General features: G+C 70.8%; 17 protein-coding genes. 9 read left to right on the plus strand and 8 right to left on the minus strand.

Translation table 11 applies throughout. From position 1 onward, the window contains the following. Positions 1 to 54: 54 nt before the first annotated feature. The 4 genes from WMF27_RS17520 (at position 55) to WMF27_RS17535 (ending at position 5,968) form a co-directional block, all read left to right on the plus strand. Positions 55 to 420 (plus strand): hypothetical protein, encoded by a 366-nt coding sequence (locus WMF27_RS17520; protein WP_437944309.1) that lies wholly within the window; start codon positions 55 to 57, stop codon positions 418 to 420. Positions 421 to 569: 149 nt separating this feature from the next. Continuing rightward, positions 570 to 1,049, plus strand: a complete 480-nt coding sequence (locus WMF27_RS17525) for a hypothetical protein (RefSeq protein WP_437944310.1) — start codon at positions 570 to 572, stop codon at positions 1,047 to 1,049. Next, a complete protein-coding gene (locus WMF27_RS17530) occupies positions 1,046 to 3,217 on the plus strand; it encodes an ATPase domain-containing protein (RefSeq protein ID WP_437944311.1) in 2,172 nt (723 codons plus the stop codon). The genes WMF27_RS17525 and WMF27_RS17530 overlap by 4 nt, the downstream gene beginning before the upstream one ends. Positions 3,218 to 3,226: 9 nt before the next feature. Further along, complete coding sequence (locus tag WMF27_RS17535; protein ID WP_437944312.1) at positions 3,227 to 5,968, plus strand: sensor histidine kinase; 2,742 nt, start codon at positions 3,227 to 3,229, stop codon at positions 5,966 to 5,968. Here the strand turns inward: WMF27_RS17535 and WMF27_RS17540 are convergent. Beyond that, positions 5,925 to 6,302 (minus strand): alpha/beta fold hydrolase, encoded by a 378-nt coding sequence (locus WMF27_RS17540; protein ID WP_437767728.1) that lies wholly within the window; start codon positions 6,300 to 6,302, stop codon positions 5,925 to 5,927. The two genes, WMF27_RS17535 and WMF27_RS17540, sit on opposite strands and share 44 nt — an antisense overlap. 1,106 nt (positions 6,303 to 7,408) lie before the next feature. On the opposite strand from WMF27_RS17540, the gene WMF27_RS17545 reads away from it, so the two are divergent. Both WMF27_RS17545 and WMF27_RS17550 read left to right on the plus strand, forming a co-directional pair. Continuing rightward, on the plus strand, positions 7,409 to 7,624 hold the full coding sequence (locus tag WMF27_RS17545) for a hypothetical protein (protein ID WP_437767727.1): 216 nt from the start codon (positions 7,409 to 7,411) through the stop codon (positions 7,622 to 7,624). A gap of 921 nt (positions 7,625 to 8,545) precedes the next feature. After that, a complete protein-coding gene (locus tag WMF27_RS17550; RefSeq protein ID WP_437944313.1) occupies positions 8,546 to 9,001 on the plus strand; it encodes a hypothetical protein in 456 nt (151 codons plus the stop codon). Positions 9,002 to 9,163: 162 nt separating this feature from the next. On the opposite strand, the gene WMF27_RS17555 is transcribed toward WMF27_RS17550, so the two are convergent. The 3 genes from WMF27_RS17555 to WMF27_RS17565 form a co-directional block, all read right to left on the minus strand. After that, positions 9,164 to 10,708, minus strand: coding sequence for a hypothetical protein (locus tag WMF27_RS17555; protein WP_437944314.1), 1,545 nt, complete (start codon positions 10,706 to 10,708; stop codon positions 9,164 to 9,166). Positions 10,709 to 10,757: 49 nt separating this feature from the next. Further along, a complete protein-coding gene (locus WMF27_RS17560; RefSeq protein ID WP_437767725.1) occupies positions 10,758 to 12,326 on the minus strand; it encodes a hypothetical protein in 1,569 nt (522 codons plus the stop codon). A gap of 233 nt (positions 12,327 to 12,559) precedes the next feature. Then, positions 12,560 to 13,585 carry an extensin family protein gene (locus WMF27_RS17565; RefSeq protein ID WP_437767724.1) on the minus strand — a complete coding sequence of 342 codons (1,026 nt, stop codon included), beginning with the start codon at positions 13,583 to 13,585 and terminating at the stop codon, positions 12,560 to 12,562. A 658-nt stretch (positions 13,586 to 14,243) separates the two neighbouring features. Between WMF27_RS17565 and WMF27_RS17570 the strand changes: the two genes are divergently transcribed. The 3 genes from WMF27_RS17570 to WMF27_RS17580 all read left to right on the plus strand — a co-directional run bounded on the left by WMF27_RS17570 (position 14,244) and on the right by WMF27_RS17580 (position 18,259). Then, on the plus strand, positions 14,244 to 15,161 hold the full coding sequence (locus tag WMF27_RS17570) for a hypothetical protein (RefSeq protein ID WP_437767723.1): 918 nt from the start codon (positions 14,244 to 14,246) through the stop codon (positions 15,159 to 15,161). A gap of 362 nt (positions 15,162 to 15,523) precedes the next feature. After that, the gene (locus WMF27_RS17575) at positions 15,524 to 17,386 is read left to right on the plus strand and encodes a M14 family zinc carboxypeptidase (RefSeq protein WP_437944315.1); all 1,863 of its coding nucleotides are present in this window, start codon (positions 15,524 to 15,526) and stop codon (positions 17,384 to 17,386) included. Positions 17,387 to 17,650: 264 nt separating this feature from the next. Beyond that, the gene (locus WMF27_RS17580) at positions 17,651 to 18,259 is read left to right on the plus strand and encodes a DUF4360 domain-containing protein (protein WP_437767721.1); all 609 of its coding nucleotides are present in this window, start codon (positions 17,651 to 17,653) and stop codon (positions 18,257 to 18,259) included. Between the two features lie 55 nt (positions 18,260 to 18,314). Here WMF27_RS17580 and WMF27_RS17585 read toward each other — a convergent pair whose 3' ends face one another. From WMF27_RS17585 to ligD, 4 genes are all read right to left on the minus strand, one after another. Beyond that, entirely contained in the window at positions 18,315 to 18,740 is a 426-nt protein-coding gene (locus tag WMF27_RS17585; protein WP_437944316.1) for a hypothetical protein, read from the minus strand. A 185-nt stretch (positions 18,741 to 18,925) separates the two neighbouring features. Beyond that, positions 18,926 to 19,525 (minus strand): RES family NAD+ phosphorylase, encoded by a 600-nt coding sequence (locus tag WMF27_RS17590; protein ID WP_437767719.1) that lies wholly within the window; start codon positions 19,523 to 19,525, stop codon positions 18,926 to 18,928. 12 nt (positions 19,526 to 19,537) lie between these two features. After that, positions 19,538 to 20,170, minus strand: a complete 633-nt coding sequence (locus WMF27_RS17595; protein ID WP_437767718.1) for a hypothetical protein — start codon at positions 20,168 to 20,170, stop codon at positions 19,538 to 19,540. Positions 20,171 to 20,357: 187 nt separating this feature from the next. Then, entirely contained in the window at positions 20,358 to 22,484 is a 2,127-nt protein-coding gene (gene ligD / locus WMF27_RS17600) for a DNA ligase D (protein ID WP_437944318.1), read from the minus strand. Between the last annotated feature and the right edge of the window lie 400 nt (positions 22,485 to 22,884).

The raw sequence follows: 22,884 nt of genomic DNA on the forward strand, positions 1-22,884 counted from the left end.
CCGCAGCGGCATCGCGATGGACCGAGCGGCCCTTCCCCTCGCGAACTGCACGAAATGACCGAGATGCGAGACCTCGAGAGAAATTCACAGGATGCGCGGGCGATGCTGCTCGAGGCAGCTGACGCGGCGACCTCCGCGCGCCGCGCCGTCCGCCACGTCCTCGAGGGGCTCGAATCCATCATCGCGCTCCGCGCCGCCGCCGGAAGCGCGCAGGACATCCATCGCGTGCGGAAGCTGGTCGACGATCTCCGCGCCGCGCGGAGGTCGGCGGGCATCTCGTTGCGTGCGGCGCAGCGCACCGCGGACGGCGCGCTCCACGCGCTCGGCGGGGAGTCGCCCGGCGATCGAGCGCGGACTCGAGCCCGCGACCGCGCCGAGCTGAAGGGCCCGCACAGCTCACACCATCGACGGATCCGGTGAGCGTCCTGAGCGCAAACGCCGCGACCGTCCGGCCTGAAGCGCGAGCGCCATGGCGACGCTGCCCGCGCGCGACGCCATGATCGAGCGCGCGATGCGGCACCGGCATGCACATTGCCCTCCCCGGCGACCGTCGAGGCCACATAGCGCCCATGCATGACGCGAACGAGCACAGCGCCTGCGTGGACGCCTGGATGGGTCAGGCAGCTCGGGGCGCGCCTCCCGACCGCCTCGTCCAGCTCTTCGAACGAGCGTTCAACGCCCTGTGGCGGCGCGCCCACGTCACCCTCGGGGAGGTCACGCTCGGCGCCATCGTGGATCGCGTGCTCTACTATGCGAGCGAGCGATACCCGGTCCTCTCGTCGCTCAGGGTGGAGTCGGGCGGGATCTGCTGCGTGGAGCTCCAGGAGCGCGCCGGGGGCGTGCGTCGCGACCAGATCGAGGAGGGGCTCCGGTTCATCCTGGTGGAGTTCCTCACGGTCCTCGGAAACCTGACGGCGGAGATCCTCACGCCGGCGCTCCACGCGGAGCTCTCGAAGGTCGCGCAGGAGGAGGGGGGCGGGATCGAGAGAGCGTCGGAGAGCGCGCCCGGGATCTCCGAGGGCGAGGACGGCGAGGAAGTGGAGCCATGACGAAGAAGACGGCCATCGCGCGCATCGAGACGGGGGTGAGAAACCTGGATGCGCTCTTCGGTGGGGGGCTGCCGAAGGGGTCGATCGTCGTCGTCGCCGGCCCGCCGGGCGCGGGCAAGACGATCCTCACCCAGCAGATCTGCTTCCACAACGCCTCGGCCAGGGCCCGGGTCCTCTACTTCAGCACGCTCTCGGAGCCGACCGCGAAGACGCTGCGCTACCTGAATCAGTTCGACTTCTTCGACCCCGGGAAGATCGACGGGGGAATCCAGTTCGTCGACCTCGGCGCCATCCTCCGGACGAAGGGCCTCGACGGCGCCTCCAGGCTCGTCATGGATCACGTCAAGAAGGTCAAGCCGTCCATCGTCGTCATCGACAGCTTCAAGGTCTTCGACGACCTCGCCAAGTCCAAGGAAGAGCTCCGGAAGTTCGGCTACGAGCTCGCGATCAACCTCATGGCGTGGGAGACCACCACCTTCTTCCTCGGAGAGTTCGGGCAGAGCGACATCGAGACCAACCCGCTGTTCTCGATCGTCGACGGGCTGATCATGATCAACCAGCGCCAGGAGTCCGGCGAGCAGCGGCGGGTCATCCAGATCGTCAAGATGCGCGGCACCGACCACAGCCGCGAGGAGCACTCGTTCGCCATCACCCGGGCCGGCATCGACGTGTTCGCGCCCCGCCTCACCATCCACCGGGCGGCCGTCGAGGGCAAGGAGCCGCGCCTCAGGACGGGCATCTCGAGGCTCGACGAGCTCCTCGGAGACGGGATCCCGCGTGGCTCCACCCTCCTCATCGCCGGCGTGGCGGGGACCGGCAAGACGGTGCTCTCGCTCGAGTTCATCTACCGCGGCGCGAAGGCCGGCGAGAAGGGGATATTCTTTTCCTTCGAGGAGAGCGAGGCGCGGCTGCGCGCCACCGCCCGTGGCCTCGGCTGGGACCTCGACGCCGAGATCGAGCGCGGGATGGTCGAGATCGTCTTCATCCCGCAGCCCGACATCCTGGTGGAGGGGCACCTGCTCATGCTCAGCGAGCGGATCCTCGGCATGAAGGCGCGGCGCGTGGTCGTCGATTCGGTGTCGGTCTTCCTGCACAAGGTCAAGGACCCGCAGGTAGACCGAGAGAAGGTCTTTCAGCTCGCCAGCGTCATCCACAACGCGCAGGCGGTCGGCTTCCTCGCCACCGACATCCCCTACGGCACCAACCAGATCAGCCGCTTCGGCGTCGAGGAGACCGTGGTCGACGGGGTCATCCTCCTCTCCTCGACGGAGGAAGGGCTCGAGCGCCAGCGCTACATCGAGATCTACAAGCTCAGGAACACCGCCCACCTCAGGGGCCGGCACAGCATCCACATCGGCCCGGGCGGGATCATCGTCTATCCCCGTTACAACGCGGAGGCGACGTTCGGCGAGCCGCCGCCCCCCCTGGACACGGCGCGGCGCCTGCCCTCCGGCGTGCCCGGGCTCGATGGGCTGCTCGGCGGAGGGCTGCTCGAGCGCAGCGTCACGCTCCTCTCCGGGAGCGCGGGCATCGGGAAGAGCACCCTGTCGCTGCAGTTCCTCCTCGAAGGCTGCCGCCGCGAAGAGCCGGGGCTCTACCTCGCCCTCGAGGAGGGGCCCGCACAGCTCATCAGGACCGCGGAGGCGCTGGGGCTGCCGCTCCAAGAGGCGATCGAGAAGGGGCTCGCCGAGGTCATCTATCTCTCGCGGGAGCGCGTCCGCCCGAGCCAGCTCCTCTCGCTCCTGACCGACAAGATCCGCACGCAGAAGACGCGTCGATTCGTCCTCGACAGCGTGAGCCACCTCGCGGCCGAGGGCATCGCGGACGACGAGCTGCGGCAGCTCCTCTACGCGCTGATCACGCGGTTCAAGGCGCTCGGCGTGACCACCGTGCTCACGCTCGAATCGAGCGTGATGTACTCCAGCGAGACCGTCACCGACCGCAGGTTCTCTCCGGTGGCCGACAACCTCGTCGTGCTCCGGTACACGCCCATGCCGGGCGAGATCAGGCCGACCCTCGTGGTCGTGAAGACGCGCGGCAGCGAGCACGATTTCGGCACCTACCACTTCACCGTCGGGAAGGGCGGCGCCCGGATCGGGCGGCGCGCTGACATGGGTGCCCCTCTGGCGGCGAAGAACATCGAGGGCCGGAGGCGAACGAAGAAATAGGGGGCGGAGATGAGCGCTGGCCGCCGGACGAAGCAGCCGCCGAGAGCACACAAGGAAGAGGCGAGGCGCGACGACGCGCGCGGGGAGCAGGAGCCGGCGCGGCGCGGCGGCGAGGGTCCGGCCGCCGGAGGCCTCGATCGCGCGTCCCCTCGCGTCCTGTACCTCTACGAGATCAGCAAGCAGCTCACGCGCTTCGAGAGCGCCGAGCGGACCGTCCCGTCGATCCTCGGGATCCTCGCGCAGGCGCTCCCCCTCCGCACCGCGCTCGTCCTCCTGGAGGTCCCGGGTCGCCCCGGGGTCAAGACCATCGTCTGGAGCGCCGAAGGAGTCGGCGCCGATCGACTCCAGGCAGCCAGGTCCCATGCCGCGACCTCGTACGCTTACCTCACCGGCTCGGAGGCCGCGCGGCCGGCCGATCTGGACGACGAGCCGACCGCGACGAACGCGCCCTCCGGACAGCCTGCCGGGGCCCCGCGGGCCGAGGCAGAGGAGCGCGGGTGCTTCCTCGTCCTCCCTCTCGTCATCGACCGCGGGCCGATCTTCGGCGCTCTCCAGATCGAGGGCGCCGCCCGTCTGGAGGAGCCGGATCTCGTGTTCATGAACGCGGCGGTCAACCAGCTCGCGATAGCGCTCGATCGCCAGACGATCATCGACGCCAAGCAGGCGGCCGCGGAGGCGGCGCGAGCAGCGGCCCAGCGGAGGCAGGCCGAATCCGACGAGCAGCGGGCCCTCGCCGAGGCGATACGGCAGCGCTACGAGGCGCTCGTGGACAACCTCGCTCGAGCGTTCGTCTGGGAGGCCGACGCGCGCACGCTCCAGGTCCGCTACGTGAGCGCGCAGGCCGAGGAGCTCCTCGGCTATCCGCGCGCGCGGTGGCTCGCGGAGCCCGACTTCTGGAGCCGCTGCGCCGAGCCGGACGATCGCGGCGAGCTCGAGCAGGCGCTCCGGAGGACGCTGGCCGCCGAGAGGGACCAGCGCTGCGACCATCGCTGTCGGACGGCGGACGGTCGCGTGCTCTGGCTCCACACCGCCATGCACCTGGTGAAGGACAGCGCCGGCGCGCCTCGGCTTCAAGGCGTCTCGATGGACGTCACGCCCGCGAAGGAGGTGGAGGCGAGGGTCCGTGAGCAGCTCGAGTTCACGAGGGCGGTGACCGGCAGCATCGGCGAGGGCGTGCTCGCGATGGATCGCGAGGGGCGGATCACCTTCTTCAACCCCGCGGCCGAGCGCTTGCTCGGCTGGACGACGGAGGAGGTCGTGGGGCGGCGCGTCCAGGAGGTCGTCCAGATTCGACGCGCGGATGGGACGTCCGTACCCGACGAGGATCACCCCGCGCTGCGGGCGATCCACACGGGCGAGCCGGTCCGGAGCGACGAGGACGTGGTTTCATGTCGGGACCGAGCGGCCTTGCACGTCAGCTGCACGTTCGCCCCTCTGCAGCGAGCAGGGCAGGTCTCGGGGGCGGTGCTCGTCTTCCGGGATATCATGGAGGTGAAGCGAGCCGAGCAGGTGCAGCGATTGTTCGCGGAGGTCAGCGCGGTCCTCGCCTCCTCGCTCGACTACGCCGAGACGGTCTCCACGGTGGCGCGCCTGTCGGTGCACGCCCTCGCCGATCTCTACTTCGTCGATCTCGTCGACGAGAACGGCCGTGTCGAGCGCCTCGAGCCGACGTCCGCCGAGCCCGCGAAGCAACGGCTGACCGAGCGGATGGGGGATTTCGCCCAACGGCAGGGCTGGGAGACCCCGCAGGCGAGGGTGCTGCGGACCGGCGAGCCGCTCCTCATCCCTGAAATCACCGAGTCTGCCGTGGGGGCCGCCGCCCACGATCCGGGCTATCGAGGGTTCCTCCGCGCAGGAGGCTCGGGAGCGGTGATGGTGGTGCCGCTCGTGGCCCGCGGGCGGACGATCGGCACGCTCACGTTCGTGACGGCGGAGCCGAGCCGCCGCTACTCCGCCGCCGATCTGGCGGTGGCCGAAGAGGTGGCGCGCCGGGCCGCCATGGCCGTGGAGAATGCGCGCCTGTACCAGCACGCGCAGCGCGCGATTCGCACGCGGGACGATTTCCTCGCCATCGTCTCTCACGACCTCAAGAACCCGTTGAGCTCCATCTTGACGGCCGCGGCTCTCCTCCTGCGGACATTGCCGGCCGACGGCGAGGGAGCGCACGACAGGAGGAAGGCCGAGGTCATTCTCCTCGCCGCGCAGCGGATGCTCCGGATCATCGGCGATCTGCTCGACGTCGCCGCCATCGAGGCGGGTCGGCTGTCGATGGAGAAGCGGAGGCACGAGGCGGGCGCGCTCGTCCGCGACGCGATCGAGATGGAGCGGGCGCTGGCGACGCAGAAGCACCTGGTGCTGGAGGGCGAGATCCGCGGCGGGGGCGGCTTCGAGGTGCTCTGCGATCGCGAGAGGGTCCTCCAGGTCTTCGCGAACCTGATCGGCAACGCGATCAAGTTCACCGAGGAGGGAGGGGCCATCACGGTCCGAGCGGAGCCACGTGGCGACGAGGTGCTCTTCGCCGTGAGGGATACGGGGGCGGGGATCCGCGCCGACGAGCTCCCTCACATCTTCAATCGTTTCTGGCAGGTGGCGGAGACCGCGCGTCTGGGGACCGGGCTGGGGCTCACCATCGCGAAGGGCTTCGTGGAGGCCCTCGGCGGGAGGATCTGGGCGGAGAGTCAGTTCGGCGCTGGCGCCACGTTGTTCTTCACGCTCCCCCTCGCCCGGCCGGAGGGAGCCGCCGCCGGGTGACCCAGCTCGCGATCGGCGAGGAGATGGCCGCGAGCGCGACGCCGAACAGCACCGGCACGAAGAACGGCTCCGCGTAGCGCACGGTGGCCACACACATTGCAATGCTGCCGCCGAACGAGTGCCCCACCAGATCGAAATCGCCGAGCCGGAGGGCACGGCTCCATTCAGCGACCACGCCCGCATACCACGCGACCGTATAGGGCGCGTCGGGCCGGGCCGAGTCGCCGTGGCCGGGCAGGTCGAGCGCGACGACCCGGCGCCCTGCCGCCGCGAGCGCGGGGGCGAGGCGGTTCCAGGTCCGACAGCTGTCGGAGAGGCCGTGTACCAGGACCACGGGGCGCTGGTCCGCGCCGCCGTTCCGGGAGGGGGTCCATTCTTGCCAGTGGACCTCGCCAGCAGAAAGGACGCGAACATGGCTGCGACACGTGACCGACATGTTCTTCATCAAGAGTTCGCACGAAGTGCCGCGTCTGTCCAGATTGCACAGCTCGGATGGGGGGCTCGGGGGAGGGGACGCCGCGAAGCGTGCTTCGCGTCCGATGTGGGTTTTGCAGCGCCGGCGTATGCCGTGCTGGGACGTGGACCGGCCCGCTGCCAGGCATCCGCCCTGACCCGGCATGCCTATGCTGGCCTTTGCCGCCTTGTCGCCTCGGTGATGCGCCCGATGCCCTCGCCGGCCGCCCCAACTGGCGCACGGACAGAATTTGTGCTCCTGATCACCCATTGACGCCGCGCTCGACTGAGAAGAGTCTAGCCGCGCCGGGGAGTGGTGCGGCTCGTCAGCGAACATGCGATGAGCCGCGGGGCATGAGCTTAACCGTCGGACCAGTTTTGCGACTGGAGGCGATATGAAGGCCAGCGTAGTGGTGATCTGTGGCTTCGCTGCTGCGTGCAACTACGACATGGGTGAGTGCTACCTTCGGGATGGTCGTGGCGAGGGCGTCGGCGCAGGCATCATCACCCCGAGTGGCGCCGGAGGCTTCGGAGATGCGCCACCGGATCCGCAAGACGAGATGGAGCCTTCCGAATGCAGCGAAGCCGTTGAGGCGGCAGCCCAGGTGAATTGCGCGTCCCCCGGCAGCCATGCGTGCGTAGACCAGTGTGAGGCGATCGGCGCCTACTGCGTTCATCACGCTTCGCATCCTTATAGCCCCAGTAGCGGAATTGGCGATCTGTACTGGTGCAAGGGTGGCAAACCCACATGGACATGCTCTTATCAGTATTCAAATGGAGACAATTGCACCGTCATCAATCCGATTGGAACCTGGCTCTGTCGATATCAGTTTGACAAATAAGGGCGGGCGAATGACGCGTGATCGGCAAGTGGCGCAGGCGCTCTCTGAGGGACTTAACTGTCTCTCTGCGATCGTGGAGTCCCTCGACGGCGGTGCGTCGGCATCCGAGCTCCCGGGGAGTGAATGGTCAGGGACTCTGTGCGCGATGGGAGACGCCTTCGATGCGATTCTATCTGGAGAGGTGGCGACGACGCTGGTCGTGCGGCAGGCCGACCGTGACTTCGTCCGAAGGTTGATCGGCTTGGTGCTGGAGTGGACGACTACGCGCCAACCTCCCCAAGAGCTGCGGACGACGATCGAGTCCATTTTGAAGATCTTCGATCGTCGAGACACCGAATCTGCTCCTGATACGCAGAAGTGACGAGGTGCCCGCAAGCGTAGGAGCTCGAGAGGCGCGATGATGACTCGCAACTGGCTTGGGTTCGCGCTCATTGCCGGTGCCGCTGGCATCTTCATTGGACGGGTCTCTATGCGCGACGCGCCAAGCGCACAAGCGTCTCCGAGCGCATCGCCCCCGAGTTCCACTGCGGCACCTCCAGGCCGTGGCTGCAGAGAGGAACGAGCCGTTCTCGCCTCGACCAGCGCACAACTGGAACTCTGCATGGCTCTTCGTTCGCGGGTTCCCGAGGCCGAGCCATCTGGCGCCACCAAGCCATCCGAGCCCGATCCTCCGGAATCCCAGCCCTTCGACCAGCGCATGTCGAAGGTCGAAGAGATCCGTCGGAATCGCCGGCTCTTGGACAGCTATTCCGAGGCCGTGATCGTCCAGCACTACGATGGGAGAACCGGTGTCTACAAACCTGACGAATGGCCGGATGACGGCGATGGGTACATCGTCGCGCGCAAGTTGCCCAGCGGACGACTCGGAGTTTATGCCGGGCCAGACGCCGGACCACGCACAGATCCCGACGCATTCCGCCCCTGGGATCCTCCGGTCCCTCCGCGACCCGTCTGGAAGCGTGGACCAGATGGGACGATCACAATCGACGGAAAGCCTGCGAGCCCTGGCGTGCAGTTCATGTTCGGCGGGAAGCTCGATCGACCGTCGAAGCCGCCGCAGTGAGAATGCGCCATGACAAGTTCTCGCGCCTTCGGGTTCGTCATCATTGCCGGGGCTGGCATCCTTGGCGTCTTCCTCGGACGCGCCGTACCACACGATGCGCCAGGTGTCGCAGCGGATGCTAGCGGATCACCCACGTCTCCGGGCACGACGCCTTCGGGCGACGGGTGCGAGGCCGAACGAAGCGCCCTGGCCGCGACCAGGGCAAAGCTGGACGTCTGCATGGCCATTGACACGGCGGAGCCAGAGGCCGCGCCGTCCAGCGTTCCCGAGACCCCCGAGCGCGAGCCTCCAGCTTCCAGCGTCGAACCGACCGTCCAAGAGATCATCGCCGAAGAGATCAGGAACTATCACGGTCGTCTGGACAGCCTACCCGAGGCTGTGATCGTTCAAGAGGTGGATGGAACGATCGGCATCCATAAACCCGACGATTGGCCGAACGATGGTGACGGCATCATCATCGGACGAAAGCTCTCTAGCGGAGAGCTCGGATGGTATGCCGGGCCAGATGCCGGACCACGCTCCGATCCTGCTGCATTCCGACCAACCAAGTCCACAATCGTCCTTGCGCCCGACTTTGTGCGTGAAGCAGACGGGGCGATTAGAGTACGTCGAGGTGCTTCAACCTGGATAAAGCGCAGACTCGGCGAGAGGGTCGATGAGCCTGCGAGTCCGTAGCTCATCGAGATCGGCGCAGAACCTCTTTCGGTCGCGCCGAGGCGCCGCCCGAAGAGCGGTCGGGCCAGGGCGGCGTGGGCGCGGAGAACCGCGCCGGGGGCGAGCTCTGTCGCGATGGGGAAGACGGCCCGCTCCGTCGAACGAGCTGGCCCGCAACCCGGCCTACTCCGGGAAGCGCAGCGTCTCCACGGCGACGCCATCCTCTCCGGTCGTCATGGTGCCGTCATGGCTCCAGCTCGTGCCGCCTGGGCCCGGCAGGCCCAGCTCGAAGGTGACCCCCTCCAGCGTGAGCTGGTCCTCGTCGAGGTAGGCGATCCCGATCACGTCGCCGCCGCGCCCGGGGCCGCCGTAGCCGCCGTCGCCGCCGTCACCGCCGCGGCCCCCCTCGCAGGCCCGCGCTCCGTCGCGGCCGTCGCCGCCCGGCGCGCCTCGTCCAGGTTCGCCACCTTGCTGGGGCGGCCCTCCGTGGCCTCCCCGCCCGCCGGCGGGCGCCTTGATGACGCTGTCCCGGACCGTCACCCTGGCGTGCAGCACAGCGAGGCCGATCGACGGCGAGCCGTTCCCGCCGCCTCGACCCCCTCGGCCGCCACAACCGCCGGCGCCTCCAGAGCCGCCGCTGGCCCCTCCCTTGTCCGCCGCCGCGCACACGGCGAGCCCGCCGCGCCGGCCGCCGCCCCCGCCTCCACCCTGGCCCGGCGCGCCCCTGCCGCCGTCCGTCCCCTTGTCGCCCTCCCATCCCGTCTCGGTGAGGCGCCCGATGCCCTGGCCGGCCGCCCCCACCGTTCCCGGGGACCCGGAGAGCCCGGACCGGCCGTTCTCGCAGACGCTGTCCTCGCGCTCCGCGTCGCCGCCGAGGCCCGAGTACGGGTCGGACGCCGGCACCGGGTCACCGGTGTCCCCGTCCTCGGCCCGCGCGGGAAGCCCATCACCGCCTTTGCCACCGGTGCTCGACGTTCCGTCGTCACACGGGTTCGTCACCGCCGCGCCCCCGGGGATCGCCGCGGCGGAACACCCGTCCTCACCGAACAGGCCATCGGGGCCGGCCGGTGCTCGGCTCGGCCGCCACTCTTCCCCGTCGTGACCCGCCCTGCCGCCGTAGAGCGCCCTGATCTGGCTATGGACGATCTCCACCGCGGTGTTGGACTGAACGAGCACCCCGATTTGGACCCCGCTCTGGACCCACACGTGATCGAGCGTCGAGACCCCGTCCGCGGCCCCCGTGTCGCCGGGGCGTGCCGGCTCGACGATCACCGCGATCCGCGCATCGATCTCGGAATTGATGTGGCCGTGGCTGTCGCTGCTCCGGCGCCGCCATTCGAGGAAGTCGAAGCCGGCATGGATGTCCACGCCGGAAGGAAGCCTGATCGCCCCCACGAAGGTATCGGTGGGCATGAACACGCGACCGCGCCCGGTGCGAGCGAGCTCGATCGCCCGCTGGACCGAGCGAACCGGCCGGTCCTTCGTGCCGGGGTTCGCGTCGTTTCCGTCGAGGATCTCGCTGTTGACGAACACCCCGCAGCCGTCCATCGCGCGATCCGCGGCGAGCTCCTCGAGGCACGCCGACTCCGGGACGGCATCGCCCGGACAGGCGGACGGAGCGTCGCACGGCGGTGCGCCGCCCGGCCCGTTCACCTCCGGAGAGTTCCCGCAACCGGCCATGGCGAGCGGTAGGACGACGAACGGAAGGAACACGGACTCGACGCGCATGGGCATGCCTCACCGGAAGCGTCCCTGGGGACGCACGCTATCCAAGGCGCTAACGGGGCAGCTCGCTCGGCCCGCTGAACGCCTGGGTCTCCGCCGAAGGACCGGAACCGCCTTTGCCAGCCACATCCAGCGTGGCGGCGTTCCCCGCGAGGCCGCCCTCGCCAGCCGGTCCGACCTTGATCACGGCGCCGGGCCGGAGGGCCAGGTTGGGGACCACGTAAGCAATGCCGACGGACGGGCCGCCGAGCCCGCCACCGGCGTCGCCCCCGCGGCCGCCGTTGCCGCCGCTGCCGCCATGGCAGGCGTTCCACATCCCGGCCACGAACCCCTTGCCACGGTTCCCACCGGGTTTGCCGAAGCCGCCCGGTTGGCCCGTTCCGCCGGTTCCCCCGTTCCCGCCGCGGCCCGTGAACACGTCGGTGGCCTCGAGCGTGAGCTCCGTGCCCTCGAGCGCCACGATGCCGATGCTCGCGCCGCCGTACCCGCCGCCCTTGCCGCCCAGGCCACCGCAGCCGCCGCCGCCCCCCGAGCCGCCGGCCGCCCCGGTCTGGGGTCCGGAGGCCGGGCACACGGGGGGACTCACACCGTCGCGCGACTTGCTTCCGCCCCCGCCGCCCCCGGCCTGGCCGACGCCGCCCCGGTCCCCGTCGTCACCGCGGACGCCGATCCACCCATCGTCGGTGAGATAGCCAATGCCGGCCGCTCCGCCGGCGCGGCCACGGTCCGCGCCGGGCGCGCCATCTTTCCCGTCGCTGCACGCCATGCTGCCGGCGCCGGCTCCTCCGAGGCCCTTGCCGTCGGGGTTCGGTGCGGGCTCGGGCTGCCCCGAAGCGCCGTCGCCGCCCTGCTCGATCCCGCCGTCGCCCCCGTACCCGCCCGTCGACTCGATGCCCTCGCCGCACGCGGTCACGACCGGGAGGGCGCCCGTCGCGGCGCCCTCCGTGCAGGCGTCCGCCCCGTCGTTCCCGAACTGCCCGCTCTGCGCGCGGGCGCTCGACGCGTCCTCGCCGGGCTCCCCGTCCTTGCCGTTGCCCGCGATGACCACGCTCGACACCAGCTTCACCCTGGCGCCGTAGCTCAGGATCACCGCGATCGACGACCTGCCGTCGATCGCGGAGGCGTCCGCCGCCACGACGCGCACGCCGGAGATCGTCGATGTCGCATCCTCTCCCTCGATGACGCGCAGCGGGACTCCGCCGGGCGGCGCGATGGTCGTCCGCTGAGCGGGCCCGCCGAACGACCAGTCGCCTCCGTCGCAGCGTCGGCCGCCCCAGAGATCGACGCCCGAGGGGAGGGAGATCGCCTCGTCGAACACCTCGCCGCAAGCGTACACGCGCCGGGTCGGCGCCTCACCGCCGCCTCGTCTGGTCGTGGCCAGCCCGACCGCGCGCTGGAGCGTCTTCACCGGTGCGTCCTTCGTACCGGGGTGGTCGTCGTCGCCGTGCTCGCTGACGAACACCCCGCACTCGTCGAGTGCCGGCGCCGTGCCGGGCTCTCCCTCGCACGGTCCGGGCGAGGGCTCCGGATCGGGGGCGCAGTCCAGCCCTTCCCAGCAAGCATCGGAATAACGGCACGCGGTCAACGTGCTCGCGCTCCACGCGCAGAGCACAACAGCCATAACGGATACTCGCCTGGTCGCGTTGCGCTCGTTCCGCATTCCGCGTGCACGGTAATTGCGCCAGCCGCTCGGCGTCAAGAAGCAGGAACGGCATCAAGGATGCATTTGTCCGTGGAAAATGTCTCTCGATAACGCAATGCGACCCGCGGGGCAGCGGCATGTGCGGGCTCTTCGCTTCCGGCGGGCACTCGATCCGTCCAGTGCAGCGGAGCGACACGCGCCGTGACGCCCGCTCACTCCAGCAGGAAGTAGCGTGCGTCTCGCTTGATATCGAAATGGAAGTGATCCGCGTGCGCCTCGTTCGCGTTGGGCGTGAGGACGACGTTGAACAGCCCGCTCGTGGAGATGGAACAGAGGATCTCCCGCAGCTCGAGCGCGTGGGGGCTGGGCGCCTTCGGCTCCGAGCCGGGGCCGCACGGCGGCGCGCCGATGGCGCCGAGCCAGTCGGCCTTCACGTCGAGTCGAGTCCCGTCGGCCTTCACGAAGGCAGCGACGTCGATGGCGAGCCCGAGGGCGTGCTGGTTGGGGCGCCCGGGCGCCGCCGCCGGCTTCTTCGCGGCGCGCTCACCGGGCTTCACCGCCTTGCCGGCGGCCTTGGGGGCCTTCTTGCCTGCCGGCGGCTTCGCGGCCGCCTTCGTCGGCGCCACAGCGCCGGCTGGACCGGGCCGGTGCATGCTGAAGTGCACGACCTCGACGATCCCGTGCGTCGCCAGGAAGGCGGCGAGATCGTCGAGCGCGAGGACCAGCCGGCAGTCGGCGATGTCGAACGGGGAGGCCGACCTGGGCTTCGCCACGCCGTCGCCGCGGAACGTGACCCCGTGCAGCGGGCCGGTGATCCTGATCGGCCGGTCGACCAGCGGGGCGCCGCGCGCCGGGGCGTGCGGGATCCCGCGGCGCTTCATCTCCCTGTCGCAAGCGTCGGCCGAGAGCCCTCCGTAGGTGGCCGCGCGCGACGAGGCGGACCACGCGGGCAGCTCGAACCGCGCGCCGCCCGCGTCCCAGCCGCCGTCCAGGAGGCCGGCGTCGCCGTCCGCAGGCGCAGGCGCAGGCGCGCCGGCGTCGCCGTCCAGAGGGCCGTCCCCGCCATCCGCGAGCGCCGTCGCTGCACCGGGGGGCGCGGGCGCCGCCGCTGCGGGGTCATCGACCCGCTCCTCCGAAGCGTGGCGTAGCGAGGCGATGCCGAGCGGCGTGAGGAGCGCCGCAGCGCCGATCAGGGCCGCGCCCAGGGTCAGCGCACGGCGGGAAGGGAGCGCGCTCATCTCTGCCGGAGCTTAGGAGAAACCGGGCAGTCTGGCAGCCTTCGTGGCACCGGATACGGTCCGGGGGAGGCTCCCCGCAGCCTTCGTGGCACCGGATACGGTCCGGGGGAAGCTCCCCGCAACCTTCGTGGCACCGGACACGGTCCGGGAGAGGCTGCCGGCAGCCTTCGTGGCACCGGACACGGTCCGGGAGAGGCTCCCCCGCAGCCTTCGTGGCACCGGACACGGTCCGGGAGAGGCTCCCCCGCAGCCTTCGTGGCACCGGACACGGTCCGGGAGAGGCTCCCCCGCAGCCTTCGTGGCACCAGCCACGGTCCGGGGGGAGGCTCCCCGCAGCCTTCGCGGCACCGGACACGGGCCAGGAGAGGCTCCCCGCAGCCTTCGCGGCACCAGCCACGGTCCGGGGGGAGGCTCCCCGCAGCCTTCGCGGCACCGGACACGGGCCAGGAGAGGCTCCCCGCAGCCTTCGCGGCACCAGCCACGGCGTCAGAAAATCAGCCGTGAGGTCGATTGACGGCTTGGCGGGGGTGATTATCCCTGCCCGGAACGTCCGGTGTGCGCCTGACGTTCTCGACACGTCCAGCGCGCGGGGGTGAGGAGCGCACCATACCTGTTCTCCGCTGCTCCGCGACGACGAACAACGAGAGGTCATTCCCTCATGACGAAGCCTTCTCCGCTCAAGAAGAAGCCCGCTCCCAGGAAGCCCGCGGCCCCGCCCCAGGCGGCGGCGGCGTTCGACGAGACCCTGCCCGAGATCGAGGCGCTCAGCCCCGATCGGCTCATCGCCATCAACCTCGATATTCCCCGTGTGGTCTCCCAGGTGCTGGGCGTATTGCCCGGCCTCCTCGCGCTGCGCTCCGCCATCGCGGAGCGCCTGCCGACGCACGAGCTCGCGTCGCTCGACCGGCTCGAGGCGTACGCGCTCGCGGCCTGGTACGCGCACCTCGCATGGCTGTCGAGCGGCGGCGCCGAGAACGCGCTGAAGCCGCTGCTCGCGGAGGCGGCCCCGCTGCGCGAGAACCTGCTGAGCGACGCCGAGGCGCTGGCCCGCCGCGGCCTGCTCGACGCGGAGACGGTCGCGGAGATCCGCGCCGGACAAGGGTACATCGACACGGCCAATGACCTCGTCGCCCTCTCGGCGCTCTTCACTGCGAGCTGGTCGGAGGTCGCCGGCAGGACGGCGGCGACCGAGGAAGAAGTGAAGCGCGCCGGGGAGATCGGGCCGCAGATCCTCGCGGCCCTCGGCGTGAGGGAGCACGGCAAAGGTCCCGGGCCGACCGAGGCCGCGGACAGGAGGGCGCGGGCGTTCTCGCTGCTCGTCCACGCCTACGACCAGGCCCGCCGCGCCGTCACGTACCTGCGCTGGGACGAGGGGGACGCCGATGCGATCGCCCCGTCCCTCTACAAGGGCCGCACGGGCCGCGCGGCGTCGTCCAGCGATGCCGCCGCCGCGCCGGCGGACGAGGCCCCGGCTGGGCCGACAGCGCCGGCGCCGACCGGTACGGCGGCGCCATCGGGTACGGCAGCGCCATCGGGGCCCGGCGCTGCACTGAACGGCGCGCCGTTCACCGGCTAATCGTCGCTGCCCACCTCCCATCGCCGCCCACCTCCGCGGCGGACGCCTTCGAAGAACATCCGGACCCTGCGCGGCCGTCCGGCACGCCGGCGATCAGGAATGATGCGCTGGTGCCCCTGTGCCCGCCAGGCGCGCGCGTCCTCACCAAGGGCCGTCATCGGCCGGCCGACCGTGGCCGAGCCATGTCCATCCTCATGGGGCTACCCAGGCTCTTCGCGAACCGGTGCTCCACCATGATTGTCGATATTCGCGCGATCGCGGGTGATCAACGTCCGGCTCGGCTGGCCGGCATCGCGCTTGGCCTGCTTATGGCCAGGGATCACGCCATTGCCGTTCGACACGGAATTTGCTCGACTCCCCCGATGTCTCGCCCCTGCATCGCGGCCCCCCGCCGCCTCGTTTCCCTCGGCTGCCGCCACATCTCCCTCGGGATCGCGCTGGCCGCGCTGCTCGCGCCCCGCCAGGCCCCGGCGCGCGGCGCGCCGGCCGGCGGCGGGCCAGCGCCGTCTGCGCTTCCCGAGGCGCCCTCGCTCGTCACCGAGGCCGAGCGGACCGGCTTCCGGCGCACGGGTCGTTATGCCGAGGTCGAGCGGCTATGCCGCGATTTCGAGCAGGCCTATCCGGGCCGCGCCCGCTGCGTCCGTTTCGGCACGACGCCCGAGGGAAGGCCCATGCTCGCGATCGCCGCCTCCGACGATGGCACGCTCGACCCCGCGGCGGCGCGCGCGAGGCGGCGCCCGGTGATCCTGTTCCAGGGCGGCATCCACGCCGGCGAGATCGACGGCAAGGACGGCGGCTTCTGGGCGCTCCGCGAGCTGCTCGACGGCGCGTTGGCGCCCGGCGCCCTCGCGGCGGCCACGGCGGTGTTCGTGCCGGTCTTCAACGTCGACGGCCACGAGCGGTTCCGTCGAAACCAGCGGCCCAACCAGCGCGGCCCCGAGGAGATGGGCTTCCGCGCCACCGCGCAGAACCTCAACCTGAACCGCGATACCATGAAGGCCGAGGCGCCCGAGATGCGGGCGATGCTGGCGCTCCTCGACGCCTGGGATCCGGTGGTCCAGGTCGACCTGCACACGACGGACGGCGCGAAGTTCCAGCACGACATCGCGGTGGTCGTGGAGCCCTCGGTACCTCATCCCGGCGGGCTCGACGCCGCGGCGCGCGCCCTCTCGGGGGAGCTCCAGGCGCGCCTCTCCGCGCTCGGTCACCTGCCGCTCCCGTTCTACCCGGCCTTCCGCGAGGACGACGACCCCTCGTCGGGGATCTCCACCGAGCCGGGGCCGCCGCGCTTCTCGCAGTCCTACAGCGCTGCCCGCAACCGCATCGGCGTGCTCGTCGAGACGCACAGCTGGGCCACCCACGCCGAGCGCGTGCGCGCGGTGCGCGACCTCCTCGGAGCGCTCTTCGAGCGCGTCTCCTCCGGCTCCGGCGCGGGCGCCCTCCGCGCCGCGGCCGAGCGCGCGGACGCCGCGAGCGCGCGCCTCGCCGGCGTCCCCTTCGCCCTCACGCACCGCGCGGGGCCGGCCTCGCGCATCTTCCCGTTCCGCGGCTTCGCTTACGAGAAGCGCGCCTCGGAGATCTCGGGCGGCACGTGGACCCGTTACGACGAGTCCCGCCCGGAGATCTGGCGCGTGCCGCTGTTCGACCGCATCCAGCCGGACCTGACGGTCACCGCGCCCGAGGCCGGCTACGTCATCCCGGCGGCGCACGCGGCCTGGGTGGCCGACAAGCTTCGCCTGCACGGCGTGCGTTACCAGATCCTCCCCGAGGCGCGCCCCGGCTTCGCCGTCGAGGCGTTCCGGGCCGGCGCGGTGACGTTCGAGCGGCCCTTCGAGGGGCGGACGCGCGTGAAGCTCCAGGGCGCCTTCCGGCCAGAGCAGCAGGATCTACCGGCCGGCTCGCTGTTCGTTCCCATCGCGCAGCCGCGGGCGCCCCTCGTCCTGCACCTCCTCGAGCCGCTCGCGCCCGACTCCCTCGTCGCCTGGGGCTTCTTCAACGCCTCCTTCGAGCGCAAGGAGTACATGGAGGCCTACGTCGCCGAGGAGGAGGCGCGCAGCATGCTCGCCGCGGATCCGGCGCTGCGCAACGAGTTCAATGCGCGCCTGCGCGATCCTGCGTTTGCGAAGGACGCGAAGGCCCGGCTCGATTTCTTCTACAAGCGCCATCCGTCCTGGGACGAGCGCGTGAATCTCGTCCCGGTGTTCCGCGTCGCCGCGCCGCCGTGACAGGCCTCTCCTTCGTTTCGCCTGCTTCGCCTGCACTCCGGCTCTGGCCGGATGTCCGTGAGCCCCACAGGCCTCACATCATTCGATGGATTCCGGCCAGTCTGCGGCGCCGCGCCGGGGGAGGGGGCCCCGCGCGGGTTGCGCGGAGCGCGCCGCCATCGCATGCTCGTCACGACATGTCGACCGGCGTGCGACAGCGGTGACGCGCGCGCCGGCGACGACGCACGGCGACGTGATGTCGCCTGACGGCGAAAGGGGGGGACGATGTTCCTGCGATGGGCGTTCGGCTTTTGTTCGGCGTTTTTCTTCGCCTTTCCTGCGCTGGCGCAGAATACGCGGATCGCGAACTTCACCTATGCTGGCAGCGGCTGCCCTGTCGGCTCCGCTGCGGGGGTGATCTCGCCTGATCAGAAGGCGCTGACCGTCATCTTCGACCAGTTCGAGGCGCACGCCGGCCCGGGCATCGGCCGCGCCACGAACCGCGCGTTCTGCCAGCTGGCCGTGGATCTGCGGTTCGATCCGGGGTGGCAAGTCGCGGTCTTCGACGCCACGTACCGGGGGTTCGCCGACCTGGAGGCAGGCGTCCAGGGGCTCCACGAGACATCGTATTATTTCTCGGGGTCGCCGCTCACCTCGGGGCCGCTCACGTGGAGCATGATCGGGCCGTTCACGAGCGACTTCTCCCGCACGGACACCTTCACGACCACGGTGTGGTCCGAGTGCGGCACCGTGCGGCCGCTCAACATCAAGACGAGCCTCTATGTCACGAACCGGTTTGCGCCGTCGAGCTCCGGGGTGCTGACCAACGACACGACCGACGTCCAGGTCCGGCTCGAGTACGGCCTCGTGTACCGCCCCTGTCCAGGTCCCTGAGGTCGTCAGGGCGCCCGGGGAGCCCGGCGCGGCGGTGCTGCCGCGCCGGGCTCGCTCATGCCATCAGGCAGCCGGCCGACGACCCTTGCATCGGCACGATGGCCAGGATCTCCCCGGTCTCCCCGAAGATCAGGAGCCGCGCGACGATGGCCTCCTTGCCCGTGCCGCACAGGGGCAGGAGCGCGAGCCGGACCGCTGGCCCGTTGCCCCCCTCGAACTTGAGGGCGAGCAGCTGCTTTTGGTCGCACTCCTCGAGGAGCTCCACGTCCGCCTCGATCTGGACCGGCGCCACCCGCGTGCACGCCTTGGCCTCGCCGTAGCTGTCCACCGTGCAGCGGTTGGGATCGAGCGAGATCCGGACCCGAGACGACCCCTGTTCGCCCACCGTGGTGATCTGGATCTGATGAACCGAGATCCCCTTCTGGAGCGGGATAGGCTCCACGAGATAGCCTGTTTCCAGCCGCAGATTCTTGATTTTCATCGGACCCCCGCCTCCCGGCCGTGCGTCCCGCGATCTCCGCCCATCGCGGCGCCGCGGCGGCGCGCCTGCTTCGGGGAGAAGCACCGGTCGTGCCGGCGCGCGCGCGCGGAGCCCGCACGCGCGCCCTGCTCCGCCATCGCGCTCGGCGGGGCGCCACAGCCGCGCCGCCGCCCGCTCGTCCAGGCTCAGACGAGCCCGAACTTGTAGGTATCAAGAAGTCCGGCGAGGAGCGGGGCGTGCGCCGGATCCGCGAGGGAGCCGAGCCGGATCACCTCGAGCTCCGCGCTGACGCGCTCGAAGAGGGCGGCGCAGACGCGGGTCGGGTCGTGGCGCGCGGCGTACGCGATGCCGTCGGGTCGCCTCGGGTGGTCGTGGATCGCGCGCGCCCAGCGGTGGGCGGCCCGATACGACTCCCCCGAGGTCAGGCGGGCGTCGGCCCCGAGGCGCGCGAGCCCCTCTCCCGTGAGGTTCACGAGCCGCAGCGGCCGCCGCGGCGCGATGCGCGCGAGCCCCCGCGCGGCGAGCTCGCTCTGCTCCACGAAGCGCACGCCGGTCGCGTGGCCGAACACCTCGATGAAGGCGCAGCGCGGGTCCTTCCCGGCGTACAGCACGCCGAACTCGCCGTCCGGCGCGTCGAAGCGGTTGTCGCCCGAGCGACCGAAGTGCAGCGGATCGCGCGTGAGCCAGTGGATCCGGAACCAGCTCCGCCGGTAGATCCCGATGGGGAGCGGCGACGTCGCGAGGTCGAGGGGCGGGTCCGGATGCGCCCCGAGCGTCGTCGTCATCGCGGCGCGTTCTCAGGCCGCGCCTTGCTCACCGAAGGTGCGCGCGGCGAGCCGCACGGGGTCCAGCTCGCCGCGGCGGAGCCAGTCGAGCGGCCGCTCGCCGTCGAGGCGGAGGTTGCCGGAGAGGAAGAAGCGGACCTTCGCCAGCGGGGGGTGCTCTTCGAGCAGGGCCAGGATCTCTTCCATCCCCGGCAGCAGGCCCTCGTCCGCGAACTGCCATGCGGGGTAGACGTGGCCACGAGCGCCGATGCTGACGGCCAGCAGCCTTCCGGCGGCGCGCCGCGCTTCGATCGTCTGGGGCGGGAGGCGGAGCCTCTCGCCGACCTCCTCGGCGGTGAGCGTGCCCCCTTCGGCCGCGAGGAGCGCGTCCCTCGCCTGCAGGCCGCGGAGGCGGGCCGGCGTGAGCGGATCCGCGGCGGAGAAGAGGCCGACGGCGCTCGGCTGCGTGAGCGCCGTCACCAGGGCATCCGCGTTGCTGGGCGACGCGACCACCTCGCCAAGCTCGCTCTGATCGAGCCGCTCCGCGACCTGGGTGAGCGCGTCGATGCCGCGCGCCAGGAACTCGACCCGCAGCGGTTCACCGTCGAACTGGTGGAGTCGCTCTGCAATTTCCGAAAGGGCGCTGGAGTCCCGATCCTTGGTCATGGTCACTCGGAGGACGATGCAGCGCGCGTGCAGCACCGTCAACCAAGCGCACGGCGCCTTTCTGCCTCATTACGACCATGCTGAACGGAACGTCAGTGAAAGGCATTCGTTGTGTCGCTGGTGTCGCTCTTCTTCGGTTCGGCGAGCTCTCCGGCTCCTGGGTTTGTCGGGGGCGTCGGGAAGAAGATCAGAGCCCGACGTGTTTCAGCATCGCGCTGGTGATCGACTGGCGCACGCTCGTGAGCTCTGCCCATGGGTCCCGGATCGCGGCGAGGCGCTGCGGGACGGTGTCGGTGGTGAACGAGGCGGGATCGAGCGGCGCGTCGAGCTCGTCCCACGAGAGCGGTGTCGCGACGGCCGCGCCGGGGCGCGCCCGCGTCGAGTAGGGCGCCACCGCGGTGGCGCCGCGCCCGTTCCGCAGGGTGTCGACGAAGACCTTGCCGGCGCGCTTCGCCTTCGACATCGTCGCGGTGTACCGCGCCGGATCGGAGCGCACGAGCGCGTCGGCCACGGCCTTCGTGAACGCCTTCACCTCGTCCCAGCCCCTGCGTGGCGCTATCGGGACCACGACGTGCAGGCCTTTGCCGCCGGTCGTCTTGACGAAGCTCCGTAGCCCGAGCGACGAAAGGAGGCGCCGCGCCGTCCTCGCCGCGTCCGCCACGCGCTCCCACGGGAGCTCCGGCGCTGGATCGAGGTCGAACACCATCCTGTCGGGCTGCTCGAGCCGGTCCACGCGGCTCCCCCAGAGGTGCACCTCGAGCGCCCCCATCTGGACGAGCGACACGAGCCCTTCGGTGGTCTCGATATAGAGATAGGTGCGCTCGCCGTCGTCCTCCTCGACGGCCATCCGCTGGATCGCCTCGGACAGCCCCTCGGCCTCGTGCCTTTGAAAGAAGCAGGGCTTGCCCTGGCCTGCGGGGCAGCGGACCAGCGTGAGCAGCCGCTTCTCGGCGTGGGTCAGCATGTGCTCGGCGACCTGTTCGTAATACCGGGCCAGCGCGAGCTTCGTGATCCCCTGCGCGGGATAGAGCACCTTGTCGGGGTTCGTCAGCGGCACCCCGGCGACTTCGACCCGCTCCGCGGCGCCTCTGCTCCGGCCCCCGCGCGGGGACTTGCCCCCCGCCGTGGTCGCGGTCCTCCTCGGCGGGGCGCCGGCCGCTCTGCTCGGCGCCGCGCCCGCTGCCTCGCCGGGCGGCGATTGCGGCGGCGGCTGTTCGCGCTCGACGGTGACCGACTCCGGGGTGCGGTCCTCGCGGAGCCCTTCGAAGGAGGGGTGTCGCAGCCGTCCGTCGCGCGTCCACTCGGAGAAGCGGACCTCCGCGACGAGCCTGGGCTCGACCCAGCGCGCGCCCCGCATGCGCGGCGCCCCTGAACTGGCCGGCGTGGCGCGTACGATCGCGTCGAGGCGGCTGCGCAGGGTCGTCAGCGTCTTGCTCGTGAAGCCCGTGCCCACCTTGCCGGCGTAGGCGAGCTTGCCTGATCTGTTCACGCCGACGAGGATCGCCCCCAGCCCTTTCCGGGCGCCGGACGGCTCGGTGAAGCCGACGATCACGAACTCCTGGCGCCGGCCGCACTTCACCTTGAGCCAGCTGTCGCCGCGCCCGCTCCGGTAGGGAGCCTCCGGGCGCTTCGCGATGACGCCCTCGATCCCGAGCTCGCACGCGTGCCGGACGACGGCGGCGCCGTCCTCCGCGACGTGCTCCGTGTAGCGCAGGGGCCCTTCCTCGGGCGCTTCCGCGAGCAGCGCCTCGAGCGCCCGCTTGCGGGTGACCTGTGTGCACCCGCGGAGATCGCGGCCGTCGAGGTAGAGCAGGTCGAAGATGAAGTACATCAGGCGCCCCTCGCGCCTGCCATTCCCGTCGCTGAGCGCGTTCTGGAGGGCCTGGAAGTCGGTCACGCCGTCCGGCCTCACGACGACGATCTCGCCGTCCAGCACGGCCTCCCGCGCAGGCAGCCGGGCGAGGTCGTCGCGCACGCCCGCGAACCGCTCGGTCCAGTCCTGGCCGCGGCGGGTCAGGAGCGTCACGCGCCCCCCGCGGAGCTTCGCGAGCATGCGATAGCCATCGAGCTTGACCTCGTAGAGCCACCCCTCGCCGGGGGGTGGCTCGGTGACGAGCGTCGCGAGCTGGGGCTCGATCTCGCCCGGGAACGGCCCTTTCCGGGCGCCCTCGAGCGCATCCGCGTAGGTCAGCGTCGGGCGCGGGATCGCTGCGGTGGTGTCGGCCTCTCCCGCCGCCGCGGACGAGCGCTGGCTGTCCACGTCGGCCGCCGTCACGCCGCGTTTGCGGCGAGCGGTGAGGGTTGCCGGTCGCACCGCTTGAGTCCGCCGCGCCGTGCCTTGTGCCTGTCTTTGTCGGGCCATCATCATGCCACCGTCGCTTTTGGTGGGAAAAGCAATTCCGATACCGCAATGGCCTCTTCGCTTGCCGGTGGTTTCCCGTTCCCAGGCCGTGGCACAGGCGGCTGAGCTCGGCATGCGCGCCCCAGAATGCGGCGATCTGCCACGCACGCATCCTCACCCTTGCGCGCCAACGACGGCACTGCGCAGCGAAGCGCTCGGATCCTGGCGCACAGGCGCCCGCGCGATACGCGATATCCGAGTTCCCACGCCTGCAACGGCGTCTGGAATGAACAGGTGCGCAGGAGCGCGAGGGTGGGTTTAGATCAAGGAAGGACGGATTCGCGGAAATCGGCGATAGAACGCACGCTACAAC

Source organism: Sorangium sp. So ce281, assembly GCF_051527395.1.
GTDB lineage: Bacteria > Myxococcota_A > Polyangia > Polyangiales > Polyangiaceae > Sorangium > Sorangium cellulosum_B.

Bases quoted from the DNA above. Each gene is read 5' to 3' on its own strand.
- WMF27_RS17565 (WP_437767724.1), bottom strand. From the start codon at position 13,585: ATGAGCGCGCTCCCTTCCCGCCGTGCGCTGACCCTGGGCGCGGCCCTG.
- WMF27_RS17585 (WP_437944316.1), bottom strand. From the start codon at position 18,740: ATGAAAATCAAGAATCTGCGGCTGGAAACAGGCTATCTCGTGGAGCCT.
- WMF27_RS17560 (WP_437767725.1), bottom strand. From the start codon at position 12,326: ATGGCTGTTGTGCTCTGCGCGTGGAGCGCGAGCACGTTGACCGCGTGC.
- WMF27_RS17555 (WP_437944314.1), bottom strand. From the start codon at position 10,708: ATGCGCGTCGAGTCCGTGTTCCTTCCGTTCGTCGTCCTACCGCTCGCC.
- WMF27_RS17575 (WP_437944315.1), top strand. From the start codon at position 15,524: ATGTCTCGCCCCTGCATCGCGGCCCCCCGCCGCCTCGTTTCCCTCGGC.
- WMF27_RS17595 (WP_437767718.1), bottom strand. From the start codon at position 20,170: ATGACCAAGGATCGGGACTCCAGCGCCCTTTCGGAAATTGCAGAGCGA.
- WMF27_RS17590 (WP_437767719.1), bottom strand. From the start codon at position 19,525: ATGACGACGACGCTCGGGGCGCATCCGGACCCGCCCCTCGACCTCGCG.
- WMF27_RS17545 (WP_437767727.1), top strand. From the start codon at position 7,409: ATGGGAGACGCCTTCGATGCGATTCTATCTGGAGAGGTGGCGACGACG.
- WMF27_RS17525 (WP_437944310.1), top strand. From the start codon at position 570: ATGCATGACGCGAACGAGCACAGCGCCTGCGTGGACGCCTGGATGGGT.
- WMF27_RS17535 (WP_437944312.1), top strand. From the start codon at position 3,227: ATGAGCGCTGGCCGCCGGACGAAGCAGCCGCCGAGAGCACACAAGGAA.
- WMF27_RS17530 (WP_437944311.1), top strand. From the start codon at position 1,046: ATGACGAAGAAGACGGCCATCGCGCGCATCGAGACGGGGGTGAGAAAC.
- WMF27_RS17570 (WP_437767723.1), top strand. From the start codon at position 14,244: ATGACGAAGCCTTCTCCGCTCAAGAAGAAGCCCGCTCCCAGGAAGCCC.
- WMF27_RS17550 (WP_437944313.1), top strand. From the start codon at position 8,546: ATGGCCATTGACACGGCGGAGCCAGAGGCCGCGCCGTCCAGCGTTCCC.
- WMF27_RS17580 (WP_437767721.1), top strand. From the start codon at position 17,651: ATGTTCCTGCGATGGGCGTTCGGCTTTTGTTCGGCGTTTTTCTTCGCC.
- WMF27_RS17520 (WP_437944309.1), top strand. From the start codon at position 55: ATGACCGAGATGCGAGACCTCGAGAGAAATTCACAGGATGCGCGGGCG.